The following is a 25,038-nucleotide window of genomic DNA, read 5'->3' as shown; positions in this document are numbered from 1 at the left end:
CCACAACGCACGATCGGAGAAGCTCCGCAAGGCCACCACAGGAACCCGCCAACCACTACAGTGAAGACCGCTCACAGGTGATGAATTTCGCCGAGCACATCTGCTGAAGTTCGCTGAGCCTCGTCAGCCGGAGCGGTCCATCGAATTCCTGACACGCCGCACCGAGGACGATAGGAGCTGCACCGAGCTCACAAATGCGATCCATCCACTGGCGTGTCCCACAGGTGGAGCGGTGAATTGTCTGCGCTAGAGGATCTTAGTTGGCGCGGACGAAAACTCCGTCGCTTGCGTGGGATCCGAGCCCAAGTCCGGCGTTGCTCTCGATCTGTTTCCACGTCGGAGTCATGCACAAAACCTACCCGATAGTTTGATCTCCCAGGGAACCGGGTTCCGCCCTGATTGAGTTGTGGCGCAATCGAATAACGCAGTACGTGCGGCCCCGGCTGCCCGAGGGCGCGCTGCTGGATCTGCCAACCGCCGAAGGATCCAGTGGGATGCAGGCAATACCGGTGCACCGGTCGGTAGCTGTGGTCAACACACTCACAGAGCTGCCTTCGCCGTTGGTGATGTAGGCGGTTCCGCTCGAGTCGGTGGTCAGGTCTGGGTTGGCTCTCACTGGCTCGGTGGTCTCGACGGCACTGGTCGCGGTATCGATCACGGTCACTCCGACCTTTACCCGAACAGCGTCAGCATTGTTTCGAAGTTGCGCAAACTGTCGAGATAGTCGTGTCCCGACGGGGGCACCAGCACCGCGGTGTCGACTCCTGCTTCATGCAACTGACGAATGCGCTGCGCCACGGTTTCGGGCGTTCCCGCCAATGCAAGACGGTCGACCCATTCCGCGGGCATGCGCTCTGCGAATTCGTCGGCTGTCTCGCAACGAGACCGCAAGTCGTAGAGCTTTTCCGAGAAGTCCAGGGGTTGGATGTGGGCACGCCATTCGGGCTCGGCCACTACGCGTAACGCTGGCCGCACCACCTGACGTGCCGAGTCGGCAGACTCGTTCACTGCTGCCACGTTGTAAGCGACTATTCGGTGCTCGGCGCCGCCGCGTATGGATTGCCGAGCGGCGACGACGTACTCAGGTGTCGATGGCTCGGCAAGGATTGTGCCGTCTGCTACTCGGCCCGATTCCCTGAGAGACTTCGGTCCGCGAACGCCTGCCATGATCGGCGGCACCGAGCGAGGAGGAAACTCGAGCGCGATGTCATCGAGGTGTACGTAACGGCCGGCTGATTCGATGGTCTTGCCTGTAAGCAGTTGTCGAACTGCGGTGATGTTCTCGGACAGCAATGTAAGGGGGCTTTCGGGCCACACTCCTGCTTGCTGCATCCAGGTAGGCATTCCGTGGCCGATGCCCAGGATCAGTCTGTCGCCGTACAACTCCGTCAGGAAGGACACTTCGAGCGACGTTGCGACCGGGTTCCGCAAAGCGGCAGGAAGGATGCCGATGCCGACAGTGATCCGACTGGTCGAGGCCAGTACGGCTGTCGCCTGGGCGATTCCGCCGCGAAAGAAGCAATCCTCGGCGAGCCACAGCTCGTCGAAACCCAGACGTTCCGACGTGTGCGCGAATGTCAGAAAGTCCTCGATCGCAATGTCTCTGGGTAGCAGCACGCCCAGCTTGTTCGCGTTGTGCACAGGTCACTCCCGTCGCGGCACTCGGACCGACCCCGATCGTGCCGAGCATTTCGAGGGCGGTGGCGTCAGTATGCCCGTGGAACGACGATTTCGTTCGTGATATCGGCGTCCGAACATCACTCGGAAGCGACTTTCGCGGGCCCAGCGCTCAGGGCAGACCACGCTGATACGAGGTCGTCCCGCCGAGCGATCGGCCTTCTTCTACGACGTCACCGGGCATCGCTGTCGTCGTACGTGACGGTGATTTCTTGAAATCCCTTGTTGCGCTGGGCTTCTGCCTGTCCGGTGTAGGAGTTCTTGTCTCCCTCGGTGAGGTCGACGTTGTCCGTGAAGGGCGTCAGCAGAGCCCGGGGGTGCAGGTTGTCCACCCGCACCGCGTTGATCTCGATGCACACGACGATGAGTACCGACGCGACGTACAGAAAACCCAACAGACCCAGGACGATTGCGAAGACACCGTTACTGGTGCTGACATTCCCGACTACGTAGCGGATGTAGATTCCGCCGAAGGACTGGAGTGCCTGCCAGATGACCGCTGCCGCGATCGCTCCTGGAAGAACGTCTCGCACCGAGAGTGCTCGGGCAGTGCCGATACGAAAGGCCGCGGCGAACACTGCGCTGTTCAGCACAATTGCTCCAACGAGGGCGAGCGTACCGCCGGCGACACCGAACATGCCCGACGACGCCACCGCGTTGAGGACCGTCAGTCCGACGATCGCGGAGCCGACCGTGGTCAGCAGCAACAAGCCCCTGAGCCGCGCTCGTAGCGGATCCGGCTGAATGTTCCGTGGGACGGACCACGCCGTATTGAGTGCGTGTTGCGCTGCCAGGGAGACCCCGAGTCCGCCGTACAGGGAACCGACCACGCCGATGACGATCGCGGTGACACCTCCGCTGAGCCGATCCGGCTGACCCAACTGATCGCCGATCACCGGGATCTGACTCATCGCCGAATCGAGAATGCGCTCCTGCAGTTCGGGGTTGCCCGACAATACGATGCCCAGCAACGTCGTGAACAGCAGCAGAAGAGGAAACAGCGACAGGAACGCGTAGTAAGCGATCAGCGCAGACAGATAACCGCCGCGGTCGTCGAGAAACTTGTAGACGACCGCGAGCGGAAATCCTGCCGCGGGATGCCTCCGTTGGAATGCATCGATGCGTGAGACCATCAGCGGCCGAAAATCGGCTTCGAGCCCGTGCTCCGCGCGATTGCCCGGGCAGCGCGCTTGGATTCGCGCACCAAGTGCGGTGAGCGTCGACGACGGTTACGGCTGATCAGAACCGCTGCAAGCACGGCGCCGACAACCGCTGCGACGACAGCCAGTGTCCGGGGCGAGGTGGCCGTGTCGACGACGGCATCGACGTCGACTTCGCGAGCCTTCGCGGATGCCCGGTCCACCAGATCCGCAGCGGTGTCGGCCGCGTCGGAAGCGGTGGCCGCTGCGCTGTCTGCGATCGACGATGCCGCCTTGGTCGCCGAGTCAGCTACGCCGGAGGCAACATCGGACACGGTATCGGCTGCTTGATGAGCGTTGGCTTTCGCCTTCTCTGCAGCCCCGCGTCCGCGCATCTCGTCGTCACCCGTTGCTGAACCGATGTGCTCTTTCGCCTCACCGGCGATCTCCTCGGCCTTGTGCTGCGCCTTGTCGATGAAGTCGGACATCCTTTTCCTCCACTCGTGATCGCGGTCCCGCGGAATCGAGGTTCGACACCGCGAACGGGTCGGCGCCGAGTTACCGGCAGCCGTTCGTAGGGAGTTGGTCGTAGACACTCACGTAGAGCGCGCGTCTCGGCTCCAACTTGTGACGCACGACACGCCAACGGAGACGCGACGAGCCGTGCCGGAATGAGTTGTCCATCAGAGAGCGATATCTGTCCGAACGCTCGAGTCCGCATGACGCAACAAGTACGCGTTCTCCCCGTTCGATAATTACGCTCGCACCCTGGGACAGAAAACGAGGACGACCGAAACGGTGACCGCGATGCAGAGCATTGCTGCTGGGCGGCGGCATTCCGTCGGAGTGTTGGCCAACGGTTCAGCTGTGGCCGCGGGAAACCCAGACTGGCCCGAGACCCAGGTTGCCGCCTGGTCCGAACTGACGATGGTTGCAGCCGGAAACGTTCATGCAGCCCCCAACACCGGTCGATCACACACGGTCGGACTGCGCGCAGAGGGCACCGTCGTCGCGGTCGGCTGGAACGGCGACGGTCAGTGCGACGTGAGCGACTGGACGAACGTGGTCGAGATTGCCGCTGGGTGGCGACGGACGGTCGCCCTCTTCGCCGACGGGACCGTTCGTGCGGTCGGAAGGCGAGCAGAGGGAGCGTGCGACGTCGAGGATTGGCGGGAAATAGTCGACGTCACCGCCGGGGATTGGCACACCGTCGGCGTTCACGCCGACGGCACCGTTTCAGCCGCAGGTAACAACCACCGAGGGCAATGCGCCGTCGAGAACTGGCGAGACGTGAACACCGCGTCGGCAGGATATCTGCACACGGTTGCAACCACCGGTGACGGCCGAGTCCTGTACTGCGGCAATCGGAATGCTGGCTCTGACCACTGCCGCACGTGGGAGAACATCACCGCTGTCGCCGCAGGTAGTCATCACACGGTCGGTATCGTGTCGGGCGGCCGAGTTCGTGCGGCGGGTGTCAACACTCGGGGGCAGTGCGACGTCGGCACATGGCGCGACGTCGTAGCCATCGCTGCCGGCGCCGAACACACCCTCGGGTTGCGCGCCGACGGCTCGGTCCTTGCGACCGGCAACAACGACGATCATCAGTGCGAGTTGTGACAGTTGTTCGACACACAGCTGAGCACGATATCGAAATGATCCGTCTCGCAACGACTTCAGTTGCTTCAGCTTGCGAGCACCTGTGGTGAAAGTGTCTTCAGCATCCCGTTCGCCCATCGCATCTGCCGCAGAGTGTCGGGGTGGCAGCGCTGGCACAGGTCGATCAGGTCGGTATCGCCGACCGCTTGCGCTCCCTGCGCGAGCAGCTCCCAATCGAGGGACACCCCGGCGGCGGCACGGTGCAGATGCCTGAGATCCATCAGCAGCACCAGGGCCGGTTCGGGTCGTCGGCCGAGCAGGGTGCTGATCTGTTCTTGCACAGCGGTACCGAGTGCCGCAGTGCGAGGTTCAGCGTCGAGGTCGAGTTCGTAGTGCCGCCCATGTTCGGCCAGGGCTGCGAGATGGTCGATCGACCACCCGCGGATGTCGAGGGCGACGTGATGGACTTCCGGTTCGACGCGGTGGCGGGCGGCGATGGTCGACAGGATCCGTGTCAGTTTGGCCTCGGAGCGATGGAGTTCTCGCAGCGCCAACGCAATCTTCATGACCTGGCCTCGTTTCTCGACTTCTCGAACGGCGGCCGAGTCGCCGTCGTGTCGTTGGAGGACCCCGCCACGCGGTCGATGTCCGCAGCGGAGGTCTTGAAGATCGGTTGTTTCGACGCAGGATCCCAGTCGGTGATGGTCATTTCGTTCGCGGCTCTCTCGTGTCTTCCGCCGTCGTGCGAGTCCCAGTAGCCGTAGTGGAACGGCACGAACAGAACTCCGGGCCGAATATCGGTGATTCGGACACGAGCGTCGATGTGCCCACGAGGGGAGCGCACCCTCGCCAGATCGCCCTCGGAGATCTGATGCTCGCGCGCGTCCCCCGCGGACATTTCCACCCATACCTGTGGCGCGGCGGCCTGCAGCTGCGGAGCGCGCGCCGTTTTGGTTCGAGTGTGGAAGTGGTACAGGGTGCGTCCGGTGATCAACGCGAACGGATACTCGACACTCGGCCGTTCATGCGGCGGAAGATACTCGGCGGCTTTGAAGATCGCTTTTCCGTCCGGGTTCATCGCGCGATACTCGGTCGGTTCGACGGGGGTGCCGGTGACGAGGTCCTTGCCGTAGCTCTCGCAGTAGTCAGGGGAGGCGAAGAACTGACCGTTCTCGTACAGCCTCTCGGTGCCGTTCGGCCGATCCGCAGTGCAGGGCCACTGAATTCCGCTGCCGCCGCGCAACTGTGCGTATGTGAGCCCGGTGTAGTCGCACGGGCGTCCCGCACTGGCTTTCTTCCACGCTTCGAATGCGGATTCCGGGTCCTGCCAATGAGGCAACGGATTGTCGTCCTTGTCTCGGAAGTCCATTCGACGTGCGTAGTCCAGAAAGATGTCCAGATCGGCGCGCGCGTGTCCGGGCGGTTCGACGGCTTTGTCGGACAGGTGGACGGTTCGGTCGGCATTGGTGAAAGTACCGAGCTTCTCGCCCCAGGTCGCGGCCGGGAGAACCACATCGGCGAGTTCGGCTGTCTCGGTGAGGAATATGTCCTGAACCACCAGGAACAGGCGCTGCTGAGACAGAATGGATCGGATCCGGGACAGCTCCGGTAGCGAGACCGCCGGGTTGGTGGCACTGACCCACAGCATGCGGATCGAACCTTGTTCGACGTAGCGGAAGATCTGCATGGCGTGGGTGGGAGGGGAGTAGTGCGGGATGCTGTGCATCTCGAGGTTCCACAACTGCGACAACTGTTGCACGTGCGTGTTGTTGGACCAGTTTCGAAAGCCCGCGAGGTCTCCGTCGGCACCGCATTCGCGAGTGTTCTCGGCGGTGGGTTGCCCGTTCATCTGCAATAGCCCGCACCCGGGTTTGCCGAGCATGCCGCGCAGCAGGTGCAGGTTGTTCACTTGTACCGCGGCGGCGGTGGCCTGATGCGATTGGTAGAAACCCTGCAGAACCGTCGAAAGCAGACGGTCCGCGGTACCGACCAGTTCGGCAGCACTGCGAATGTCGTCCGCGGACACGCCGCAGATATCGGCGACCCGTTCGGGGGTGTAATCGGCGAGGCGCGAAGACAGTTCGTCGAAGCCGACCGTGTGCGCGTCGATGTAGTCCTTGTCGATCCACCCGGAGGCGATCACGTGATGCAAGAGCCCGTTCATCAACGCCACGTTCGTGCCGGGCAACGGCGCGAGATGGATGGTCGCTGCCCGGGCGACGGGGGTGGGACGAGGATCGACACACAGAATGCGAGGTGGATCCTCTCCCGCGAGTCGGTCGAGGATGCGTGACCACAACACCGTCTGGGTTTCGGCGACATTGTGACCGAACAGCGCGATGACGTCGGCGTGATCGACGTCGGTGTAGCTTCCGGGTTGCCCGTCGCAGCCGAACGATTCCTTCAGGGCCTCCGCCGCGGTGGCCGTGCACAGGCGGGTGTTGCCGTCGACGTGGTTCGTGCCGATCGCCCCGTGTGCGATCACTCCCAGGGTGTAGTACTCCTCGAGGAACAGTTGCCCGCTCGTGTAGAAGCCGAGCGCACTGGGCCCTTGCTCGTCCAACAGGGCGCGACTGCGGTCGACGATTCGGTTCATCGCGGTGTCCCAGTCGGTTTCCACCAGTTCACCGTCGACGCGAATCAGCGGTGTCGTGAGACGATCGCGTGACGCATTGGCCTGCCACCCGTAAAGGTCTTTGGGTCCGAGACGGCCGTGGTTGACCCGGTCGTCGGCCCGACCACGAACCCCCACGATGGAGCCGTCCTTGACCGCGATGTCCATGGCATCGCCGTTGCTGTGCAGAAGCGACGCCGATTGAACCCAGGCGTCGACGTCCGCGTCGGACACTCCGTCGGCAAGATGAGTGTCCACGCGTACCGGCCACCGCTCGCCGCGGGAGAAGGGGGTGCGCTCACCCCACGGCTCGGTGATCCGGTTCACAGTAGTCACGACGTGCGCGTACCCGCGGTACCTGCCTGCAAACACCGCTCCGACACGTGGTCCTCACAGGTGAACGAACCGATGGTCGAGTAACGCTCACAGTCGGTAACGAATGAGCCGGGAACTGTTGCCCACCACCGCAACCGAGGAAGCGTTGTGCAGAATTGCCGCCAGCACGGGGGAGAGGGCGCCTCCGGCGCTGACGATCAAGCCGACGGCGTTCACGGCAATGGACATTCCGTAGTTCTGTCGGATGACCGACACCGAATGCCTGCCGAGGTCGCGGACGTCGAGTAGTCGGTCCAGGTCGTCGCTGGCGAGTGCGACGTCCGCGGTCTCGACGGCGACATCGGTCCCCGCCAATCCCATTGCGATACCGATGTCGGCGACGGCCAGCGCGGGCGCGTCGTTCGTGCCATCACCCACCATGGCGACGACATAGCCCGCTTCCTGCAGCTCGCGTACGGCTTCCAATTTCCCGTCCGGCATGACCTCGGCCCGCCACTCGTCGATGCCGAGTTCGGCAGCCACTGCAGCCGCCGTTTCCGGGTGATCACCGGTGAGCATGACGATGCGTTCCACCCCGTCGGCGCGTAGCTCGTTCAGGACGCGCAATGCGTTGGCGCGCACCTCATCTCGCAGACTGATCAGACCGACCAGAGTCCCGTCGACCGCGAGGAGCAGGGGAGTCTCGGCCTCGCGCTGCAACCGTGACACCCAATCGGCTGCCTTCTCCGATACATCGACGTTCTCGCTGCGCAGGAGCGACGGGCTGCCGAGAAGCAGTGTCCGCCCATCGGCGACCGTGCGCATTCCCAAGCCGACGAGGACCTCGCATTCCTCGTGCGGAGGAATTGCGATATGGCGTTCCTCCGTGGAGCGAATGACGGCTTCCGCCAACGGATGACGGGAATGGATCTCCGAACTCGCGGCGTATGCGAGAACTTGCTCCGGTTCCCAGGCGTCGTGAAAGGACACGACGTTCGTGACGACCGGGCGGCCGACGGTCAACGTACCCGTCTTGTCGAACACCACGGCATCGACGCGGCCCGCAAGCTCGAGATGCGAGCCGCCCTTGATGAGAATGCCTCGCCGAGCACCGTTTCCGATCGCCGCGCTGATCGCCGTGGGCGTCGACAAGCCCACCGCGCATGGGCATGCGACGAGCAACATCGTCATCGCACGCCGCACATCACGGGTCACCAGAAGCGTCAGCGCCGACAGGATGAACGACGCAGGAACGAAACGCCTCGAGAAGTTCTCGCCGACGGTCTGGATCGGCGCACGGTCCTCCTGCGCCTCCTCGACCCGCGCGATGATGCGGCCGATCGTGGTGTCACGCCCCACGGCGGACGCCCTCACGACGATGCGGCCACGAATCACGACAGAACCGGCGTGGATGCGGTCGCCGGCGGTGATCGACACGGGCAGCGTTTCACCCGTGATCGCCGACTGGTCGATCACCGCGTCGCCGTCGACCACCGTCCCGTCGACAGGAACGCCGACGTGATCGTGGACGACGACGTCGTCACCGACTTCGAGACGGTCGACGTCGACAGAGATCTCGGAGCCGTCGGCGAGCCGGATCCACGCGGTGTCCTGGGTGCCGCTGAGCAAATCGGAGATGGCCCGCCGGGTTCGCTTGAGCGTCAACTCCTGCAGGTATTCGCCGATGTTGAGCAGCCACAGAACGGTCAGAGCGACGACGTTCTCCCGCAACACGAGGCTGGCAACGGTTGCCGCGCTGACCAGTGCGTCGGTACCTGCTGCTCGACTGCCTGCCAGAGATCGCAGCGCGCCTTTGAGGAACGGATAGCCGGTGAAGATCGTGGCGCCCGTCGCGACGACTCGACTGGTGGGGCCCAGAATCGGCGGGCGTCGAAATGCATACCGGCGCAGTCCCAACAGGACCAGCGCAGCGCCGCCGATGGTCATGCGAAGGACGTCGCCGTTGGTGACGTCGGCAGAACGAGGACTGCGCGCAGGCACCAGTGCCCAGGCCGTGTCACGGCCGGAGGCGACAGCCGAGAACAACTCCGCGCGGTCGAGGCGAGCGCGCGAGTACCACACGACGACAGACGCAGTGCGCGGATACACGTGCACCGCGCGGACGCCGTGGACTTTGTCGACGTGATCCTCGATGGCCACCGCGCGTCCAGGGCTCGACTTCAACCAGTCGACGCGTAGCCGTATCCGGCCGGCCGCGTCGGACAGGATCTCGAACCCCTCAGGGAGCACATCGTGTTGCGGTACAACCGAAGTCGACACGGTATGCCCGGTGTCAGTGCGAATGTCCGTGTCCGGTCTCGGATACCACGGGAGGAGGCACGTCCTCACCGAGGCGGTCCCGAGCTTCGGCGACGACGTCGGACACCGCGAGACGCGCGGACTCCGCCTGTACCTCGGCTTTTCGTGCTGCGCGGAGTCCGACCTCGGTGACCGACACCGCGACCTTACGAACAGGCGCCTTCTCGTACAACTTCTTCGCACCGTTGTACGCGGCGACGCCGACCGCACCGGTCACGACCGTCGATACTGCTTTCGCGACGATGATCGGAAACGCCATGGTTCGTACTCCCTCGGTCGAGATTGCCGCTTGCTGACAATCGTTGTCGATAGCTCAGCGTAGCGGTGGCTCGGGCATGGCGCCTACCGACACCGGATGATTCGGTCAGATTGCGTCGAAGGCTTGTTCGAGAAGGGTCTGCGAACGCGTCATGTCTGGGTCGGTGCCGTCGAGCAGGTTGTCCAGGCCTTGTTGGGCGATCCCGTCGAATGTCAGGTAGATCAGCTGCTGGGGCAGCCGAGCTGGTTCACCACGCAATTCGCAGTAGCGGCTCACGACGTTCCACACCATGTCGGTTCGCCTGGCTTCGATCTCGCTCACCTCTGCGCGCAGCGATGCTTCGTAGCGGGTCTGGTTACGCAAGTCGTACCAGAGCCGGTGTAACGAGGAATCGGACTGCAGCGTCGTGACGAACATCGTCGAGAACATCTGCCGAAGTTCCTCGGCCGTAGTCGCAGAGGCGACTGCCTCGTCGTATCGCGTGACGCACACACCCTCGTAGATCCGCACAGCCTCGGCGATGAGGTCGAGTTTGTCTCGAAAGTAGTAGTGCAGCACTCCATGGGAGAACGACGAGTTCTGTGCAATCTCGCGCAGGCTGGTGCGTGCGTACCCCAGCTCGGCGAGTGTGATGAGGGTGGCTGTAGCAAGCTCGACGCGCCGTGCCGCGAACTTCTCCGGGCCGCGTGCGCCCGTCCGCGCGTCCAGTTGCGTGGCATTGGTCATCGACCGAGTGTACGGCGCTAGTCAGGGCTGGTGTGCATCTCAGGTACGTCGTGGAGGCCGATTTGGACACCTGTCCAAAATCCTTGACAGTTGTCAAATAAGACTCGTAATGTGACGACGATCTCATTTATCCAGAACGATGCCGGGTGTTGCACCGTCGCGTTGCGGTCTGTCGAGAAAGAGGCACATTCATGACCAGTTACGACCTTTCCGGCCGAACGGCCCTCGTCACCGGGGCCGCACAAGGGCTGGGCGCCGGTATGGCTTCAGCGTTGGCGCAAGCGGGAGCGGCGGTCGCCGTCGCGGACATCAACGACGACCTGGGCCGAGAGACGGTGGACAACCTTCGATCCACGGGCGCCAAAGCCGAGTACTTCCACCTCGACGTCCGTGACGACGCGGGGTGGGAGACAGCGACGTCGGCGGCCGTGGCCGCGCTCGGCGGACTCGACATCGTCGTCAACAACGCCGGTGTCGAGGTGACCGACCTCCTCGTCGACTTGGACGCCGAAGCAGCGTCGGCGCTGCTGACCGTGAACATCCTGGGGACGGCGCTCGGCATCAAGCACGCCTTCCGGGCCATGCGCCCGGGTGGGGCAGCCGGCGCCGGTGGTTCGGTGGTCAACATCGCCTCGGTCGCGGCGACGATCGCGTTCCCCGGTATCGCGATCTACTCGGCGTCCAAGGCGGGTATCGATCGTCTGACCAGGGTGGCCGCGGCTGAATCCGGCAAGCTCGGATACGGCGTGCGCGTCAACTCGATCTATCCGGGACTCACGCCGACGGCCATGGGCAACAAGCTTGCTGTCGAGACGGCAGCGTTGGGACTGTTCGAGTCGCCGGAGGCCGCCGCAGGCGCGGTCGCGGAGCTCACTCCGCTGGGGCGTCTCGGCCAGATCGACGACATGGCCGACGCCGTGGTGTTCCTGTCTTCCGACGCCGCCAAGTTCATCACCGGTGCCGGACTTCCCGTCGACGGCGGGATGGGGATGTGAACCGCGTGTCCGCCAGTTCGACGGCGGGAGTTCCCTTGTGACGCTTGCTTTCTACCTCGACAAGGGTGCGTCCCTCGGCCCGGACGCGCCGTGTCTCACGCTGAACGGCGAGTCCTTGTCGTACGGAGACGTCGTCGCTCTGTCGCAATCGGTGGCCCGGTCGTTGAGACGGGCCGGCGTGATGCCCGGGGACAAAGTGGGGATTCTTTCGGCCAACCACCCGACGTCGTTCGCGTGTGTGTTCGGCATCGCCCGGTCGGGGGCGGTCTGGTGCCCCATCAACCCGCGGAACGCTGCACAGGAAAACGCCGACTTGCTCGACTTGTTCGACTGCACGACGCTACTGTTCCAGCCGGCGTTCGACGAACTGGTTGCCGAGATCGCGCCCCGGCTGTCCAGGCTCACCACCTTGGTGCGGTTCGGCGAGTCCGACAGTGTCGCTGAGGGTTTCGACGACTGGCTCGCCGCGGCAGCCGATGACGATGCGCCGGACGCGACATCTGCCGACGATGTCGTCGCACTCGTGGGCACAGGCGGTACTACCGGCAAGCCCAAGGGCGTCATGCTCACCGACGGCAATCTGCAGACGATGACATCGATCGTGCTGATGCAGTATCCGTTCGTCGGCCGTCCCCGGTACCTCGCGCTGGCACCGCTCACTCATGCGGCCGGGGTGTTGTGCTTCCCCATCATGGCGCTGGGTGGGGAGATAGTCGTGATGGACCATCCCGACGTAGGCGAGTTCCTTGCGCTGGTCGCGCGTCACCGGATCACACACACCTTTCTGCCGCCCACGTTGATCTACATGACACTGGCACACGAGAGGCTCGACGCGACGGATCTGTCGTCGTTGCAATGCTTCTGGTACGGGGCGGCGCCCATTTCGAGCGCACGCCTCGCCGAAGCGCTCGAACGGATCGGCCCGATGGCACAGCTGTTCGGCCAGTCCGAGGCGCCGATGATGATTTCGACGCTGTCGCCCGCTCAACACCGTCGCCCCGACGGGAGCATCGACGACGCACGCCTGACGAGCGCCGGCTACCCGTCGCCGTTGGTGATGGTGGCGATTCTGGACGAAGCCGGAAACCCGGTCCCGACGGGGGCCAGGGGCGAAGTCTGCGTCCGCGGACCGCTGGTGATGGCCGGATACTTCCGCAATCCCGAAGCGACCGCCGCTGCGTCGGCGCACGGATGGCACCACACCGGCGACATCGGCTACCTCGACGACGACGGTCTGCTCTTCATCGTCGACCGCGCCAAGGACATGATCATCACCGGCGGCTTCAACGTGTATTCCGCAGAGGTGGAGCAGGCGCTCATGGCCCACGATGCCGTCCGTGACTGCGCAGTGATCGGTTTGCCCGACGACAAGTGGGGCGAGCGCGTCACTGCTGTGGTCCTGCTCCACGAGGGTGCGTCCCCGGCGCCGAGTGAACTCATCGCCTTCGTCAAGGATCGGGTCGGATCGGTCAAGGCGCCCAAGCAGATCGAGGTGTGGCCTGACCTCCCGCGCTCGACCGTCGGGAAAATTCTCAAGACCGAAATCAGGTCGACCCTGGTCGCCGACTGAGCCGCACCCATCGATCCATACAGACCTCACGAGGAGGAACACACATGTTCGAGCTTGCTTTGTACTTGCCCAACTTCCGCGAGAAGATCACCGTCGCCGAACTCGAGGACCTCACCAGCCTGGCGGAGGAACTCGAGTACGAGTCGGTCTGGACCCTGGACCGAATAATCGTCCCGGAGGCCTCCGACCGCGCCGAGATGGAATACGCCTTCGGGATGATGCACGAGCTGCCCAAGCAACTGCCCGTGTCCTCGCGGGGCGAATTCCTACAGGGCTTCCCGTTGCTGCCGTGGCTGGCGGCCAAGACCAGCACCATTCGAATCGGGATGAGTATCATCGACACCCCGTACCGCGCGCCGGGCGTCTTGGCCGCCGAACTGGCGACGATCGATCACCTGAGCAACGGTCGACTCAACGTTGCAGTCGGATCCGGTTGGATGCCAGAGGAATTCGCGGCCGCCAGCGCGAGTCATATTTTCCCGCGTCGCCATCAACACCTGCGAGAGACGATCGAGATCCTGCAGGGTATCTGGGCCAACGATGTGTTCGAGTACCACGGCGAATTCGCCGATTTCGGCCCCAGCGGATTCGGAGCGAAGCCGCTGCAGACTCCGCGTCCGCCAATGTATTTCAGCGGTCTCAAGGACGCCGAACGCGCAGCCAAGCGAGTCGCCAGGTACGGTCTCGACGGCTGGATCGGCATTCAGGACTCTCCCGAAGAGATCGCAACCTGGCGCGCCGGAATCGCAACGGAACTCGACAAACTCGACACGGCACGAACGGTCGACGACCTCGACATCGCGACCATGATCTGGACCGTGATCACCGACGTCGACATGGACGACACCCCGGCTGGTAAGGCGACCAACCTGCTTGTCGGATCCGAACGTCAGGTGACCGACAAGCTCAAGCGGTACCGCGAAGCGGGCCTGACGAAGCTCCTCGTGTGGCCGCCCTTCGCCGATGTCCCCACGCCGAAGACGATGGACGACATGAAGCGCCTGAAGAACGACATCCTGCCGAAGATCGAGGCGATGTAGTTCACGGCGTAGCCCGCGTCGCATCATCTACCGTCGCGACGCGGGCTACCCGTGCAGTTGTCTGCGCATGACCACCCGGGTGAATCCACCGGAGACCGCGGACGTCTCGGCCGCGAACACGAAGCCCGATGCTTCGAACAAGCTGCGGGTTCCGACGTAGGCCATCGTCGGATCGACCTTCTCACCCCTGTTGTCGACCGGATATCCCTCCAGCGCCGGCGCACCGTGGTGTGCAGCGAATTCGACGGCGCCGTCGAGAAGGACGTGCGAAACGCCCCGTTTGCGGTATCCCGGGCGGACCCGGATACACCACACCGTCCAGACCGCCGACGCGTCGACGTGCGGTATCTTCCGTGACCGAGCGAACGGCAGTTCGGCCCGCGGCGCCACCGCAGCCCAGCCGACGACCTCGTCACCGGCATAGGCGAGTACTCCCGGTGCAACGTCTCGGTGAGTCAACGTCTCGACGTAGGCGCCGCGCTGCACACCGACGAGTGATTTGTTCGTCTTGGCGTCGAGTCGGTGACTGAGGCACCAGCACACCGAAGACGACGGGTTCTTGGGCCCGAGTACGGTACTCAGGTCGGTGAACGACGTTGCCGGCCGGACCGAGAAACTCACGCGCCACAGCGTAGCGTGAACGCAACGGTGACGTGGTCGATCAGGTGTGCTCCGACGACTGGGAACCGGGCTCCATTCGATGATCAGGTGACAACGCGTCGGCAAGCATGTGCATCGCCGCGGTGGTGGAAAGCGAACGCACACTGGCTCGGTCGCCGGGGAGACGCAGCGTCCGGGTGATGGTGGGCCGGTCGGCGAACGCGAGTGCGAGGCACACGGTGCCGACGGGTTTGGTCTCGGTGCCGCCTCCTGGTCCTGCGATGCCGCTCGTGGAGATTGCGACGTCGACGTTCATCGTCTTCAGCGCGCCTTCCGCCATCATCGCCGCCACCTGCTCGCTCACGGCACCGTGCTCGTCGAGAATGCCGGCGGGGACGTCGAGGAGGCTCGTCTTGACCTCGTTGGCGTAGGACACCACGCCGCCTGTGACATACGCCGACGAGCCTGCGCGATCGGTGAGACGGGCGGCGATCATCCCGCCCGTGCACGATTCTGCCGTGGCGATCCGTCGCCCAGCCAGGTGACGCGCGATTATGTCGTCGACGGTGGACCCGTCGGTCGAAAAGATCTGTGCGCCATGGGCGTCGTCGATGAGGCCTGCCAGAGTCGAATACGTGTCCGCCGCGGACTCCTCGTATCGGGTGACGATTTCGAGCTCCCCGAGCCGTAGGCAGGTGGTGATTTCCAGATCGTCGAATCCCGTCATCCGGCTCTCTGCCGTCCGCAACGTCGCGGCAAGGTCGGCCTCCGACAGCCCATAGGCGCGAATGGTGTCTTGCCGGATCCGCGCTCGGCGGGCCAGTACCTCGGCGACCGGTGTGCTCTCGACGGCATCCGGCCACATCGCCTGCAGTTCGCGAGGCGGGCCCGGCAATACGAGAACGGCAGGTAGTGAACGAGATTCGTCGGCGGGCATCGCCACGCCGGGTGCCGTTCCCCTCGGCGGGATGGATTCGGCACCGTGTGGAACCAGAGCCTGCTTGCGGATCCCCGCCCGTAGCGGTTCGGAGTCGGTCGACGAGCTCAGTCGGCTTCGCCATCGCTGCACGATTGCGTGGATGCGTTCCTCGAGTTCGACGTCGACGTGCAGTTCCCGGCCGTACAGGGCGGCAACCGTCGCCACGGTCAGATCGTCGGCGGTCGGACCGAGGCCCCCGGTGGTGACGATCAGGTCGACCTGCTGATCCGCGAGAAATCGGAGCTGCGCGGTCAGGTCACCGGGCCGATCCCCGCAGATGGTGATGTGCGCGACGTCGACGCCCATCTCCAGTAGCTGCTTGGCCACCCACGGGCCGTTTCTGTCGGTGACCCGGCCGGAGAGAACTTCCGTTCCCGTGACAACGACACCCGCTCGCACAGTCATCGTTCGACTTTACGTCCGACCGTCGGTCGGTCGCGCACCTCAGATTCCGAACCGGATGAAAACCCGTCGGTCGTCGTCGACCTGAACCCGGGCGCGCACGTTGTAGACCTCTTCGATCAGTTCTTCGGTCAGCACCTCGGACGGAATCCCGTTTGCGACGACCCGGCCTTGAGACAGAACGATGACCTTGGTGCAGAACATCGCCGCCAGGTTGAGGTCGTGCAGTGCGACGACGCTCGTGATGGGCAACCGGGACACCAGTGACAGCAATTCGAGTTGGTGTTGGATGTCGAGGTGATTGGTCGGCTCGTCGAGCAACAATTCCCGCGGTTCCTGCGCGAGTGCTCGGGCGATCTGTGCACGTTGCCGTTCACCACCGGACAGTTGATGCCACAGCCGGTGTGCTTTGTCGGTGAGGCCGGTGTGCGCCAGAGCGGCGTCGACGGCACGCTGGTCTGCCGTGGCGTTTCCGCCGAATGCGCCGCGGTGGGGGATTCGGCCGAGTCGCACGACGTCGGCGACGGTGAGATCGAAATCGGTGTCGGCGTGTTGACTCACGACCGCAACCACTTTCGCGATGTCGCGACGACGCACCGCGTTCATGTCCGCGCCGTCGAGCGTGACCACACCCGAGGTCGGTTTCACCGCACCGTTCATCAGCTGCAGAAGCGATGACTTGCCGGATCCGTTCGGGCCGAGCAGGCCGACGGTGTCGCCGGGCTCGGGCGTGAGAGAGACGCCGTCGACGACGAGCGCTGCGCCGCGCTGCCAGCGTACGTCGGTAGCTGCGAGTGTCACGTCGACCTTTTCCGTCGGGCGAGGATGGCGATGAACGCGGGAACACCCACGAGTGCGGTGCCGACTCCGACAGGCAGAGGAGTCGGGGCGAACGCGACGCGTGAGACGGCGTCGACCCACACCATGAACACGGCACCCATGACCGCGGTCACCGGAATCAGTCGCTGGTGACGAGGTCCGACGAGAAACCGTGCAGCATGCGGCAATACGAGGCCGACGAACCCGATGGCACCTGCAACGCTGACAAGCGTCGCGGTGATCAGTGCCGTGACGACGAGGAGCGCCGTTCGTGCTGTGCGGACGTCGATTCCGAGCGACGACGCGACCTCGTTGCCGAAGCTGAACGCGTCGAGCACGAACGCGTAGTAGAAGCAGATGCCGACGCCGACCGCGACGACTGCCACGCACAGGACGACGTCGTTCCACCGGACGCCCTCGAGCGATCCGAGCAGCCAGAACATGACGCCCCGAGTCTCGTCGGAGTCGGCGAAGGCAAAGATGACCAACGATGTCAGGGCCGAGAACAGTTGCGTGCTGGCCACACCCGCGAGAATGACGCGGTCGTGGTTTCCTCCGGACAGGTTCGCCAGCAAGAGGACGAGACCGAACGCCACCAGGGCGCCGATGAACGCACCGCCGGACAACCCCAGTGCTGCCCCGCCGACTCCGAGAACTCCGACGATCACCGCTCCGGTGGACGCGCCGGAGGAGATGCCGAGCACGAACGGATCGGCCAACGGATTGCGCAAGAGGGACTGCATGATGACGCCGCAGATGCCGAGACCGCTGCCGCACGCCGCGGCAACCAGGCTTCGAGGTAAACGTTCTTCCCAGACGATGGCGTTCTTGGACACCTTGACCGGAATGTCGGTCAGTCCGAGATGATTGGTCACGATGTCGCGGACGTTGACCAACGACACGTTCGCCGGCCCGAGTGTCATCGCCGCGGCAACGGACAGCAGCAGTAGCGCCAGCCCGCTTCCGATGACGACGGGGAGACCGACCTGTCGGCGCGCACCACGCGCGTCGACCGTGGTCTGCGTGCTCAGGACGGCGAACCGATCTCGCGAAGGCCCGCAACGACCTTCTCCACACCGTCGACCATTCTGATCGACGGGTTCATCTCGGCGCCGTGCAACGAGATGTAGCGCTTGTCCTGGACCGCACGCATCGTTCTGGTCACCGGATCGGATTCGAGAAACGCGATCTTGTCTGCAAGTACATCGCCGGGGAATCGCGCACGCAGCAGGTCACCGAGGACGAGCACGGATGGGTCGCGGTCCACCACGGTTTCCCAGCCGACCGCGGGCCAGTCGTCTTCGATGTCGGAGAAGACGTTGGTGGCGCCGACGGTGGTGGCGATGAGGTTCGCCGAGCCGCGGCCGCCGGCGATGTAGGGGCTCTTCGTGTCGGCGAACCAAAACGCCATGGTTTCGCCCGAATCGGTGATGTCCTGCGTCGCCGAATCCATGCGATTCTGCAGTTCGGTCACGAGTGCGGTGCCGCGGTCCTGAACGTCGAAGATCTCGGCGAGTTCGGAGATCTCCTGGTAGAGAGAGTCGATCGTCAGCGGGGTGGTTCTCTTGTTGCCGCCGTTGATGCTCACTCCGTTGTCACAGTCCGTCGGCGACAGGTAGGTCTGCGCCCCGGTCTCTGCGAAACGACTGCGTTCGGCGACGCCACCTTCCTTGAAGTGGCGTCCGAACGATGCAGTGACGAAGTCGGGTTCGGCGTCGAGCACCACTTCGTAGGTGGGGGCGTTGTCTGCCAGTCTCGGGACCTCGGCGTTCGCGGCCGCGAGATTCTCCCGTACGGGATCGGTCCACGACGCGGTGCCGACCATGCGGTCCTGTAGTCCGAGCGAGAGCAGAATCTCGGTGGAGTTCTGATCGAGGGAAACCACCCGTTGCGGAGGCGTGTCCACCGTGACCGACTGCCCGCAGTTGTCGATGACGAGCGGATACGAGGTGTCGCCGTTTCCGGCCACGGCGTCGGTCTGAGAAACGGCCTCGGATTCGCCACATGCGGTGAGCAGGCCGGCGAGCAGGGCGACGGTCGACAGGACGCCGACGCGTCTGGAGAGTGCACTCACTGTAGGAAACTCTTTCGACGAGACCGATGCGTGAGTGGACGCGGCGTTGCTGCGCCATTCACTCGCGCAGAACGTACGTGGCGACGAACGCGGATAGGCTAACCTATCCCGCGCGGTGAAGTCACATCGATCCGCACCGGTAACGTCCCTGTCGGCAACATCGGTCGACGAGGGAGATGTGCGTGGCCGCGGGCCCTGACACTCGAGCACGAAAATGGGGCTGGTCGTTCATCGTCGAGATGAGGCGGGCCAGCCCTGCGATTCGTTTGCTCGTCCTGACCCAGTTGACGTTCAACGTCGGGTTCTTCATGGTGCTGCCGTACCTGTCGGTGCACTTGACCGGCGATCTCGGTCTCGGCGCAGCCGTGGTCGGCGTCGTGCTCGGAGTGCGGACGTTCTCGCAGCAGGGGCTCTTCTTCGTCGGGGGGACTCTGTCCGATCGATGGGGCGTCAAGCCCGTCGTCCTCGTCGGCTGTGTCGTGCGCGTGGCGGGGTTCCTCGGCTTGTCCGTGTCGGACTCTCTGGCCGGCGTGCTCGCCTCGACGGTTGCCGTCGGATTCGCGGCGGCTCTGTTCTCGCCCGCGGTCGAATCCGCGATAGCGACCGAGGCGGGCAAGAGTGATCGCGACGGCGGACCCGGCCGAGTGCAGACATTCGCGTTGCTGTCGGTGTGCAATCAGATCGGATCGTTCACCGGTCCCTTGGTGGGATCGCTCTTGTTGCTCGTCGATTTCCGGCTCGCGTGCGTGGTGGCGGCGTTGATTTTCGTCGGAGTGCTTGCGGCGCACCTGAAGTGGCTGCCCCGAGAGCCGGGCGAGCATCGGGGGGACTCCTGGCTCGCGGGGTGGAACGAAGTGGTGCACAACAGGGTGTTCGTGCTGTTCGCGCTCGCGATGAGCTCCCAGTTGATCGCCTACAACCAGCTGTACCTGTTGCTCCCTCTCGAAGTCGAACGTGCGTGGGGTTCGCAGTCGGTGCTGGGGTGGTTCTTCGCCCTGTCCGCGGTGTTCGTGGTGTCGTCGCAGATGTTCGTTACCAGGACGGTCGGCCGCAGGCCACCGCGCGTGGTTCTGTCGATCGGTTTCGTGGTGATGGCACTGTCGTTCGTGGTCGTCGCGCTCGCGACGCCGCTGCAGCTCGACGGTCTGGTGGGTCTGCTCCCGGCCGCCGTGTTCGTCCTCGTGCTCGCGCTCGGACAGATGGTCACACTGCCGCAGGCGCGCGATCTCGTTCCTCGCCTCGCTTCCGAGAGGCGTTTGGGCTCGTACTACGGATTCATGGCGTCGCTGGGTGGCATCGGCGTGCTCGTCGGGTCGGTTGTCGTCGGTGCCGTCGTCGATGCGGTGCCGGACACCGGGTGGGCGTCGGGATCACCCTGGCTCGTGGCCGCCGCGTTCCCCGTCGTGAGCGCGCTGGGCATGCGGGCGATCCTGAAGAGGGTTCCGGCCCCGGAGTAAGGCATTTCTCGTCGACGGATTGCGTATATTCATCGTCCGGGTGAGTTACGCGGCAGCGCGAGCTGCAGTTCGAGCAGCAGCCGGTCCGCTCGGTCGGACAGGTCGATCCCCACGATCTGCTCGACACGACGGAGGCGATAGCGAAGTGTGTTGGGGTGCACCTGCACTCGCCGAGCAGCCGCGCGCACGTCACCGTGCTCGTACAGAAACGCCTCCACGCTCTGTCGTAACGACGAGCCCTTGTTCTCGTCGTACTCGAACAACGCCTGCACGCGCGGGTCGTGCAATTCGGGATGGCTGTGGAGCACCGTGAGGGACTCGCCGAGCAGTACCGCGGTCATCGATTCCGCCAATGTCGTGACGCGTGTGCCCGTCGTCGACGTCGCGGTGCCGTTCAGTACCCGGTCCACTTCGGTCCGCGCTGCCGCGACGCGGCCGGGATGCTCGATGTCGAGCGCAATTGCCGCATGGAGGACCGCGCGGTATCTGGTCTCGAAGTGCGCGACGAGCTGACGAGTCCACGCCGTCACGGCGGTGGGCGACGAATATCGGGGGAGTAGAACGTAAGCGCGCTCGTCGACGATGGTCGCAATCGAGTCTCGTCGAAACGCGCTCGCATGTAGTCGCAGAGCGCTTCCCATCGTCGCAAGATCCGCGACGGGCGCCGAGGAGCCCGGTACGAGGGCGAATCCGATCACCGCGCCAGGGCCGTCGACCGGTAGACCGAGAGCGCTCGCGATCGACGGCACGTCGACGCCGGTGCCTCGCGCACCGAACAAACGCTGAATCAGAACGCCGTGGGTGGTCGACGCGTCGAGTGTTCTCGAGATGAGTGTCGCCGCGATCGCCGACGCTCCCCGCAGCACATCGGCTGCATCGTCGGAAAACGCAGTGTTGCCCTGCTGCAGCCAGATCGTCCCGAGGTTACGTGGCGGGAGGGTTCCGTCCAGCGACGGCTGTCGAATGCTCACCGCCAGACGGTGTTCGGTACCGAGTTCGTCGTGCGGAGGGATGTCGACGACGTCGTCGCTGTCGCGAAGGCGATCGAAAACTCCCCAGTCCCGCAGCGCGCGCAGATAGTCCTGCGGCCCCTCGCGTCCCAGAATCGACAGTGTACGAAGCTCGTCCGCGGTCTCGTCGGACGCGGAATAGGCCAGGACATGCGAGTGCACGTCCTCGATCGACACCATTCCCGCCGCGTTGTCGGCGGTGATGCGCGCCAGGTCGAACAGGTCTGTCTCCGCGGCGAGCAAATCGGGGTCGCCGACGCGGGTGCGCCGAAGAACCCGCTGTATCAACGGAAACAGTTGATTCCATCGCGCGTCAGGGTGCACGGCCACCAGGGCCACGCCGGCTCGACGGGCTGCAGCGGCCATCGACGACCGACGTGCAGCGTGTTTCGTCATCACGACTTTCGGCCGGGCCTCGGGTGCCGTCGAGCCGAGCGAGTGCAGCCACGTGACGGCGTCGTCCTCGTGGACGCCGACCAGGAGATAGACGTCCGACAACGGCGTGCGGGCGTTCCGGCCTGCGACGAGCTCGTCGCCGTCCACCAGTTCGGCCGTGGTGACGACGACGTCATCGCCGGTCGGCGCTTCCAACAGACCGACGACGGCCGAGTCCAGTGCGTCGAGAAGTGCACCCAATGTCACGACGTCCATGTGTTCGACTGTACGAATTCAGCCCGGAAACTTCGGCCGATCGGCTGAATTTCGCCGTCGCGAATCGATGTTGACTGCTATGAGGACGACCACCGCGGCGAGATGCCGCCCTGTTTCGAGGAGGACGCATCATGGACGCGATCACGAACACTCCGCGGCCGACCAACGAGCCCGTCGGGTCCTTCGAACCAGGGAGCCCGGAACGCACGCGACTGCAGGACGCGCTCGCCGAACTGTCGAGTGCGCGTACCGAGATCAGCCACGTCATCGGAGGGGAGCACCGGCGCAGTCCGGGCCCGACGATCGACGTGGTGCAACCGCATCGGCACGCCAGTGTTCTCGGCACCTTCACGCTGCCGACGGACACCGACGTTTCCGACGCAATCACTGCGGCGTGCGATGCCGCACCCACATGGCGTGCCCTGTCGTTCGACGATCGCGCGGCCGTCTTTCTGCGTGCAGCGGACCTACTGGCCGGACCGTGGCGTGAAAAGATCGCTGCGGCAACGATGTTGGGACAATCCAAGACTGCGTATCAGGCGGAGATCGATGCGCCGTGCGAACTCGTGGATTTCTGGCGTTTCAACGTGCATTTCGCCCGGCAGATCCTCGAGGATCAACCGGTCTCGTCTCCGGGTGTATGGAACAAGGTCGAGTACCGCCCTCTCGAAGGATTCGTGTACGCGATCACGCCGTTCAACTTCACCGCCATCGCAGGGAACCTCCCGACCGCGCCGGCGCTCATGGGAAACACCGTCCTGTGGAAGCCGTCGGGAACCCAGTCTCTCGCCGCCTACTGGACGATGAGGCTGCTCGAAGCGGCGGGTCTGCCGCCTGGTGTCATCAATCTGGTCAACGGGCACGGACCCGAGGTCTCGAACGTCGCGTTGTCCGATCCCCGTCTCGCCGGGATCCACTTCACGGGATCGACAGCGACTTTCAAGTCACTGTGGCAGCAGGTCGGACACAACATCGGCAGCTACGACTCCTACCCTCGGTTGGTCGGTGAAACAGGTGGAAAAGATTTCGTGCTCGCGCACAGCAGTGCCGACCCCGACGTGCTCACCACCGCATTGATCCGCGGCGCGTTCGACTACCAGGGCCAGAAGTGTTCGGCAGCATCGCGTGCGTTCGTTCCGGCGTCGGTCTGGTCGGTGATGGGCACCGACCTGATCGACAAGGTGCAGTCGCTGTCCTACGGCGACGTCACGGACTTCCGCAATTTCGGTGGCGCCGTCATCGACAAACGCGCATTCGATCGCAACGCGGCCGCCTTGCAGCGCGCCAAGGCGACCCCCAGTCTGACGATTGCAGCGGGTGGTGGCGCCGACGACCGTGTCGGCTATTTCGTCGAGCCGACGGTTCTGCTCGGAGACGACCCCACCGACGACGCGTTCCGTACCGAGTACTTCGGGCCGATCCTGTCCATCCACGTCTACGACGACTCCAGGCCACGCGCGTTCGACGACATCATCGACGTCGTGGACACGGGCTCGGCGTACGCACTCACCGGTTCCGTCATCGCCGACGACCGGGCTGCAGTGGCGAAAGCTGCCGAGGGACTTCGGTTCGCGGCGGGCAACTTCTACGTCAACGACAAGCCGACGGGAGCAGTCGTCGGCCAACAGCCGTTCGGAGGCGCGAGGGCGTCGGGAACCAACGACAAGGCAGGGTCTCCGCTGAACCTGTTGCGGTGGGCGTCCGCGCGGACGATCAAGGAAACGTTCGTTCCCCCGACCGACCACTCGTATCCGCATCAGCGAGAGGAGCTGTGATGCCGTTCTCCACTCTCGTCCGGCCGGTGCTGCTGGCGGCGGCTCGGTCTTCACGCATCGAACGCACCGTCACGCGAGTACCGGTGACCAAGAAGGTCGTCGACAGATTCGTCGCAGGCGACAACGAGAACGATGCAGTGCGAGCGGCGGCCGCAATTCTGTCGTCGGGGCGTGACATCACCGTCGATTTCCTCGGCGAGGACACCGGAGAACCCGCGCAAGCGACGGCGACCGTCGAGCACTATCTGACCTTGCTGTCCGCTCTGGCGCAGCTACCGCTACCGAGGACCGGCGTCTCGACTCGTTCGGTGGAAGTGTCGGTGAAGCTGACGGCGCTCGGGCTGTGTCTGCCCGAGGACGGCCCTCGGATCGCGCTCGAGAATGCTCGAAAAATTTGTTCGGCAGCAACAGAAGTGGGCGCGCGGGTCACCATCGACGCCGAGGATCACAGCACAGCCGATTCGAGGCTCGACATCGTGCGCGCATTGCGCGAGAACTTCCCGACGGTCGGAACGGTGCTGCAGGCGTACCTGAAGCGAACCGAACAGGATTGCCGCGATCTGGCCGGACCGGGATCACGAATTCGCCTGTGCAAGGGGGCGTACGACGAACCGGCGTCGGTGGCCTATCGGGGAGCGCAGTCGGTGGACGAGAACTACCTCGTGTGCTTGCGAATCCTGATGTCGGGCAGGGGTTACCCGATGGTGGCTACACACGATCCCGTGATGATCTCCGCTGCCCAGCGACTCGCCGTCGGCGAGAATCGCTCGTCGAACGACTTCGAGTTCCAGATGCTCTACGGAATCCGCGACGCCGAACAGACCCGGCTCGCCGAGGAGGGGCATCGAGTTCGGGTCTATGTGCCGTACGGGACCGAGTGGTACGGGTACTTCATGCGTCGACTTGCCGAGCGGCCGGCCAATCTTGCCTTCTTTTCGCGGTCTTTGATCTCGAACAGGTGACAACGACCGCCGTCGATGGCGGAAGATGGACCGGGGGTGGCGTCGTAGTCGGGGGA

21 protein-coding genes are annotated in these 25,038 nt (G+C 64.4%); 7 read left to right on the top strand and 14 right to left on the bottom strand.

Translation table 11 applies throughout. From position 1 onward, the window contains the following. Nucleotides 1-672: 672 nt before the first annotated feature. The 3 genes from RhoFasB10_RS24675 to RhoFasB10_RS24665 all read right to left on the bottom strand — a co-directional run bounded on the left by RhoFasB10_RS24675 (nt 673) and on the right by RhoFasB10_RS24665 (nt 3,304). Nucleotides 673-1,641 (bottom strand): LLM class flavin-dependent oxidoreductase, encoded by a 969-nt coding sequence (locus tag RhoFasB10_RS24675; protein WP_206031329.1) that lies wholly within the window; start codon nt 1,639-1,641, stop codon nt 673-675. Between the two features lie 209 nt (nt 1,642-1,850). Further along, complete coding sequence (locus RhoFasB10_RS24670) at nt 1,851-2,810, bottom strand: YhjD/YihY/BrkB family envelope integrity protein (protein WP_167679090.1); 960 nt, start codon at nt 2,808-2,810, stop codon at nt 1,851-1,853. Continuing rightward, nucleotides 2,810-3,304 carry a CsbD family protein gene (locus tag RhoFasB10_RS24665; protein WP_167679088.1) on the bottom strand — a complete coding sequence of 165 codons (495 nt, stop codon included), beginning with the start codon at nt 3,302-3,304 and terminating at the stop codon, nt 2,810-2,812. Before RhoFasB10_RS24665 ends, RhoFasB10_RS24670 begins: the two co-directional genes overlap by 1 nt. Nucleotides 3,305-3,623: 319 nt before the next feature. On the opposite strand from RhoFasB10_RS24665, the gene RhoFasB10_RS24660 reads away from it, so the two are divergent. After that, entirely contained in the window at nt 3,624-4,436 is an 813-nt protein-coding gene (locus tag RhoFasB10_RS24660; protein WP_167679092.1) for a chromosome condensation regulator, read from the top strand. 65 nt (nt 4,437-4,501) lie between these two features. On the opposite strand, the gene RhoFasB10_RS24655 is transcribed toward RhoFasB10_RS24660, so the two are convergent. The 5 genes from RhoFasB10_RS24655 to RhoFasB10_RS24635 all read right to left on the bottom strand — a co-directional run bounded on the left by RhoFasB10_RS24655 (nt 4,502) and on the right by RhoFasB10_RS24635 (nt 10,648). Next, entirely contained in the window at nt 4,502-4,981 is a 480-nt protein-coding gene (locus tag RhoFasB10_RS24655; RefSeq protein ID WP_167679086.1) for a hypothetical protein, read from the bottom strand. Next, on the bottom strand, nt 4,978-7,365 hold the full coding sequence (locus tag RhoFasB10_RS24650) for a nitrate reductase (protein WP_167679084.1): 2,388 nt from the start codon (nt 7,363-7,365) through the stop codon (nt 4,978-4,980). The genes RhoFasB10_RS24655 and RhoFasB10_RS24650 overlap by 4 nt, the downstream gene beginning before the upstream one ends. Nucleotides 7,366-7,452: 87 nt before the next feature. Beyond that, complete coding sequence (locus tag RhoFasB10_RS24645) at nt 7,453-9,594, bottom strand: cation-translocating P-type ATPase (protein WP_174551499.1); 2,142 nt, start codon at nt 9,592-9,594, stop codon at nt 7,453-7,455. Between the two features lie 43 nt (nt 9,595-9,637). Further along, a complete protein-coding gene (locus RhoFasB10_RS24640) occupies nt 9,638-9,922 on the bottom strand; it encodes a DUF1490 family protein (protein ID WP_068431406.1) in 285 nt (94 codons plus the stop codon). A 105-nt stretch (nt 9,923-10,027) separates the two neighbouring features. After that, the gene (locus RhoFasB10_RS24635) at nt 10,028-10,648 is read right to left on the bottom strand and encodes a TetR/AcrR family transcriptional regulator (protein WP_167679082.1); all 621 of its coding nucleotides are present in this window, start codon (nt 10,646-10,648) and stop codon (nt 10,028-10,030) included. A 191-nt stretch (nt 10,649-10,839) separates the two neighbouring features. On the opposite strand from RhoFasB10_RS24635, the gene RhoFasB10_RS24630 reads away from it, so the two are divergent. From RhoFasB10_RS24630 to RhoFasB10_RS24620, 3 genes are read left to right on the top strand one after another with little or no spacing between them, the layout of a single operon-like run. After that, entirely contained in the window at nt 10,840-11,643 is an 804-nt protein-coding gene (locus RhoFasB10_RS24630; protein WP_068431400.1) for an SDR family oxidoreductase, read from the top strand. Nucleotides 11,644-11,680: 37 nt separating this feature from the next. Further along, nucleotides 11,681-13,213: a long-chain fatty acid--CoA ligase gene (locus tag RhoFasB10_RS24625; RefSeq protein ID WP_167679080.1), complete on the top strand. Its 1,533-nt coding sequence runs from the start codon at nt 11,681-11,683 to the stop codon at nt 13,211-13,213. Nucleotides 13,214-13,257: 44 nt separating this feature from the next. Beyond that, on the top strand, nt 13,258-14,253 hold the full coding sequence (locus RhoFasB10_RS24620; protein WP_068431397.1) for an LLM class flavin-dependent oxidoreductase: 996 nt from the start codon (nt 13,258-13,260) through the stop codon (nt 14,251-14,253). Between the two features lie 45 nt (nt 14,254-14,298). Here the strand turns inward: RhoFasB10_RS24620 and RhoFasB10_RS24615 are convergent, their stop codons facing one another. The 5 genes from RhoFasB10_RS24615 to RhoFasB10_RS24595 all read right to left on the bottom strand — a co-directional run bounded on the left by RhoFasB10_RS24615 (nt 14,299) and on the right by RhoFasB10_RS24595 (nt 19,127). Continuing rightward, nucleotides 14,299-14,874, bottom strand: a complete 576-nt coding sequence (locus tag RhoFasB10_RS24615; RefSeq protein WP_068431396.1) for a GNAT family N-acetyltransferase — start codon at nt 14,872-14,874, stop codon at nt 14,299-14,301. Between the two features lie 40 nt (nt 14,875-14,914). Beyond that, the gene (locus RhoFasB10_RS24610; RefSeq protein ID WP_068431393.1) at nt 14,915-16,237 is read right to left on the bottom strand and encodes a competence/damage-inducible protein A; all 1,323 of its coding nucleotides are present in this window, start codon (nt 16,235-16,237) and stop codon (nt 14,915-14,917) included. Nucleotides 16,238-16,276: 39 nt separating this feature from the next. After that, on the bottom strand, nt 16,277-17,035 hold the full coding sequence (locus RhoFasB10_RS24605) for an ABC transporter ATP-binding protein (protein ID WP_167679078.1): 759 nt from the start codon (nt 17,033-17,035) through the stop codon (nt 16,277-16,279). Continuing rightward, on the bottom strand, nt 17,032-17,997 hold the full coding sequence (locus RhoFasB10_RS24600; protein WP_068431390.1) for an iron chelate uptake ABC transporter family permease subunit: 966 nt from the start codon (nt 17,995-17,997) through the stop codon (nt 17,032-17,034). The genes RhoFasB10_RS24605 and RhoFasB10_RS24600 overlap by 4 nt, the downstream gene beginning before the upstream one ends. A gap of 83 nt (nt 17,998-18,080) precedes the next feature. After that, entirely contained in the window at nt 18,081-19,127 is a 1,047-nt protein-coding gene (locus RhoFasB10_RS24595; protein ID WP_068431389.1) for an ABC transporter substrate-binding protein, read from the bottom strand. Nucleotides 19,128-19,303: 176 nt separating this feature from the next. Between RhoFasB10_RS24595 and RhoFasB10_RS24590 the strand changes: the two genes are divergently transcribed. After that, entirely contained in the window at nt 19,304-20,584 is a 1,281-nt protein-coding gene (locus tag RhoFasB10_RS24590) for an MFS transporter (RefSeq protein ID WP_167679076.1), read from the top strand. 29 nt (nt 20,585-20,613) lie between these two features. Here the strand turns inward: RhoFasB10_RS24590 and RhoFasB10_RS24585 are convergent, their stop codons facing one another. Further along, on the bottom strand, nt 20,614-22,245 hold the full coding sequence (locus tag RhoFasB10_RS24585; RefSeq protein WP_167679074.1) for a helix-turn-helix domain-containing protein: 1,632 nt from the start codon (nt 22,243-22,245) through the stop codon (nt 20,614-20,616). Between the two features lie 131 nt (nt 22,246-22,376). Between RhoFasB10_RS24585 and pruA the strand changes: the two genes are divergently transcribed. Together pruA and RhoFasB10_RS24575 are read left to right on the top strand one after the other, a co-directional pair. Beyond that, nucleotides 22,377-24,020 carry an L-glutamate gamma-semialdehyde dehydrogenase gene (pruA, locus tag RhoFasB10_RS24580; RefSeq protein ID WP_167679072.1) on the top strand — a complete coding sequence of 548 codons (1,644 nt, stop codon included), beginning with the start codon at nt 22,377-22,379 and terminating at the stop codon, nt 24,018-24,020. Beyond that, nucleotides 24,020-24,982, top strand: a complete 963-nt coding sequence (locus RhoFasB10_RS24575) for a proline dehydrogenase family protein (protein WP_167679070.1) — start codon at nt 24,020-24,022, stop codon at nt 24,980-24,982. Before pruA ends, RhoFasB10_RS24575 begins: the two co-directional genes overlap by 1 nt. Nucleotides 24,983-25,038: the final 56 nt, after the last annotated feature.

Source organism: Rhodococcus sp. B10 (assembly GCF_011770055.1).
Taxonomy (GTDB): domain Bacteria; phylum Actinomycetota; class Actinomycetes; order Mycobacteriales; family Mycobacteriaceae; genus Rhodococcoides; species Rhodococcoides kyotonensis_B.
This window is presented reverse-complemented; position numbering and strand designations above follow the sequence as displayed.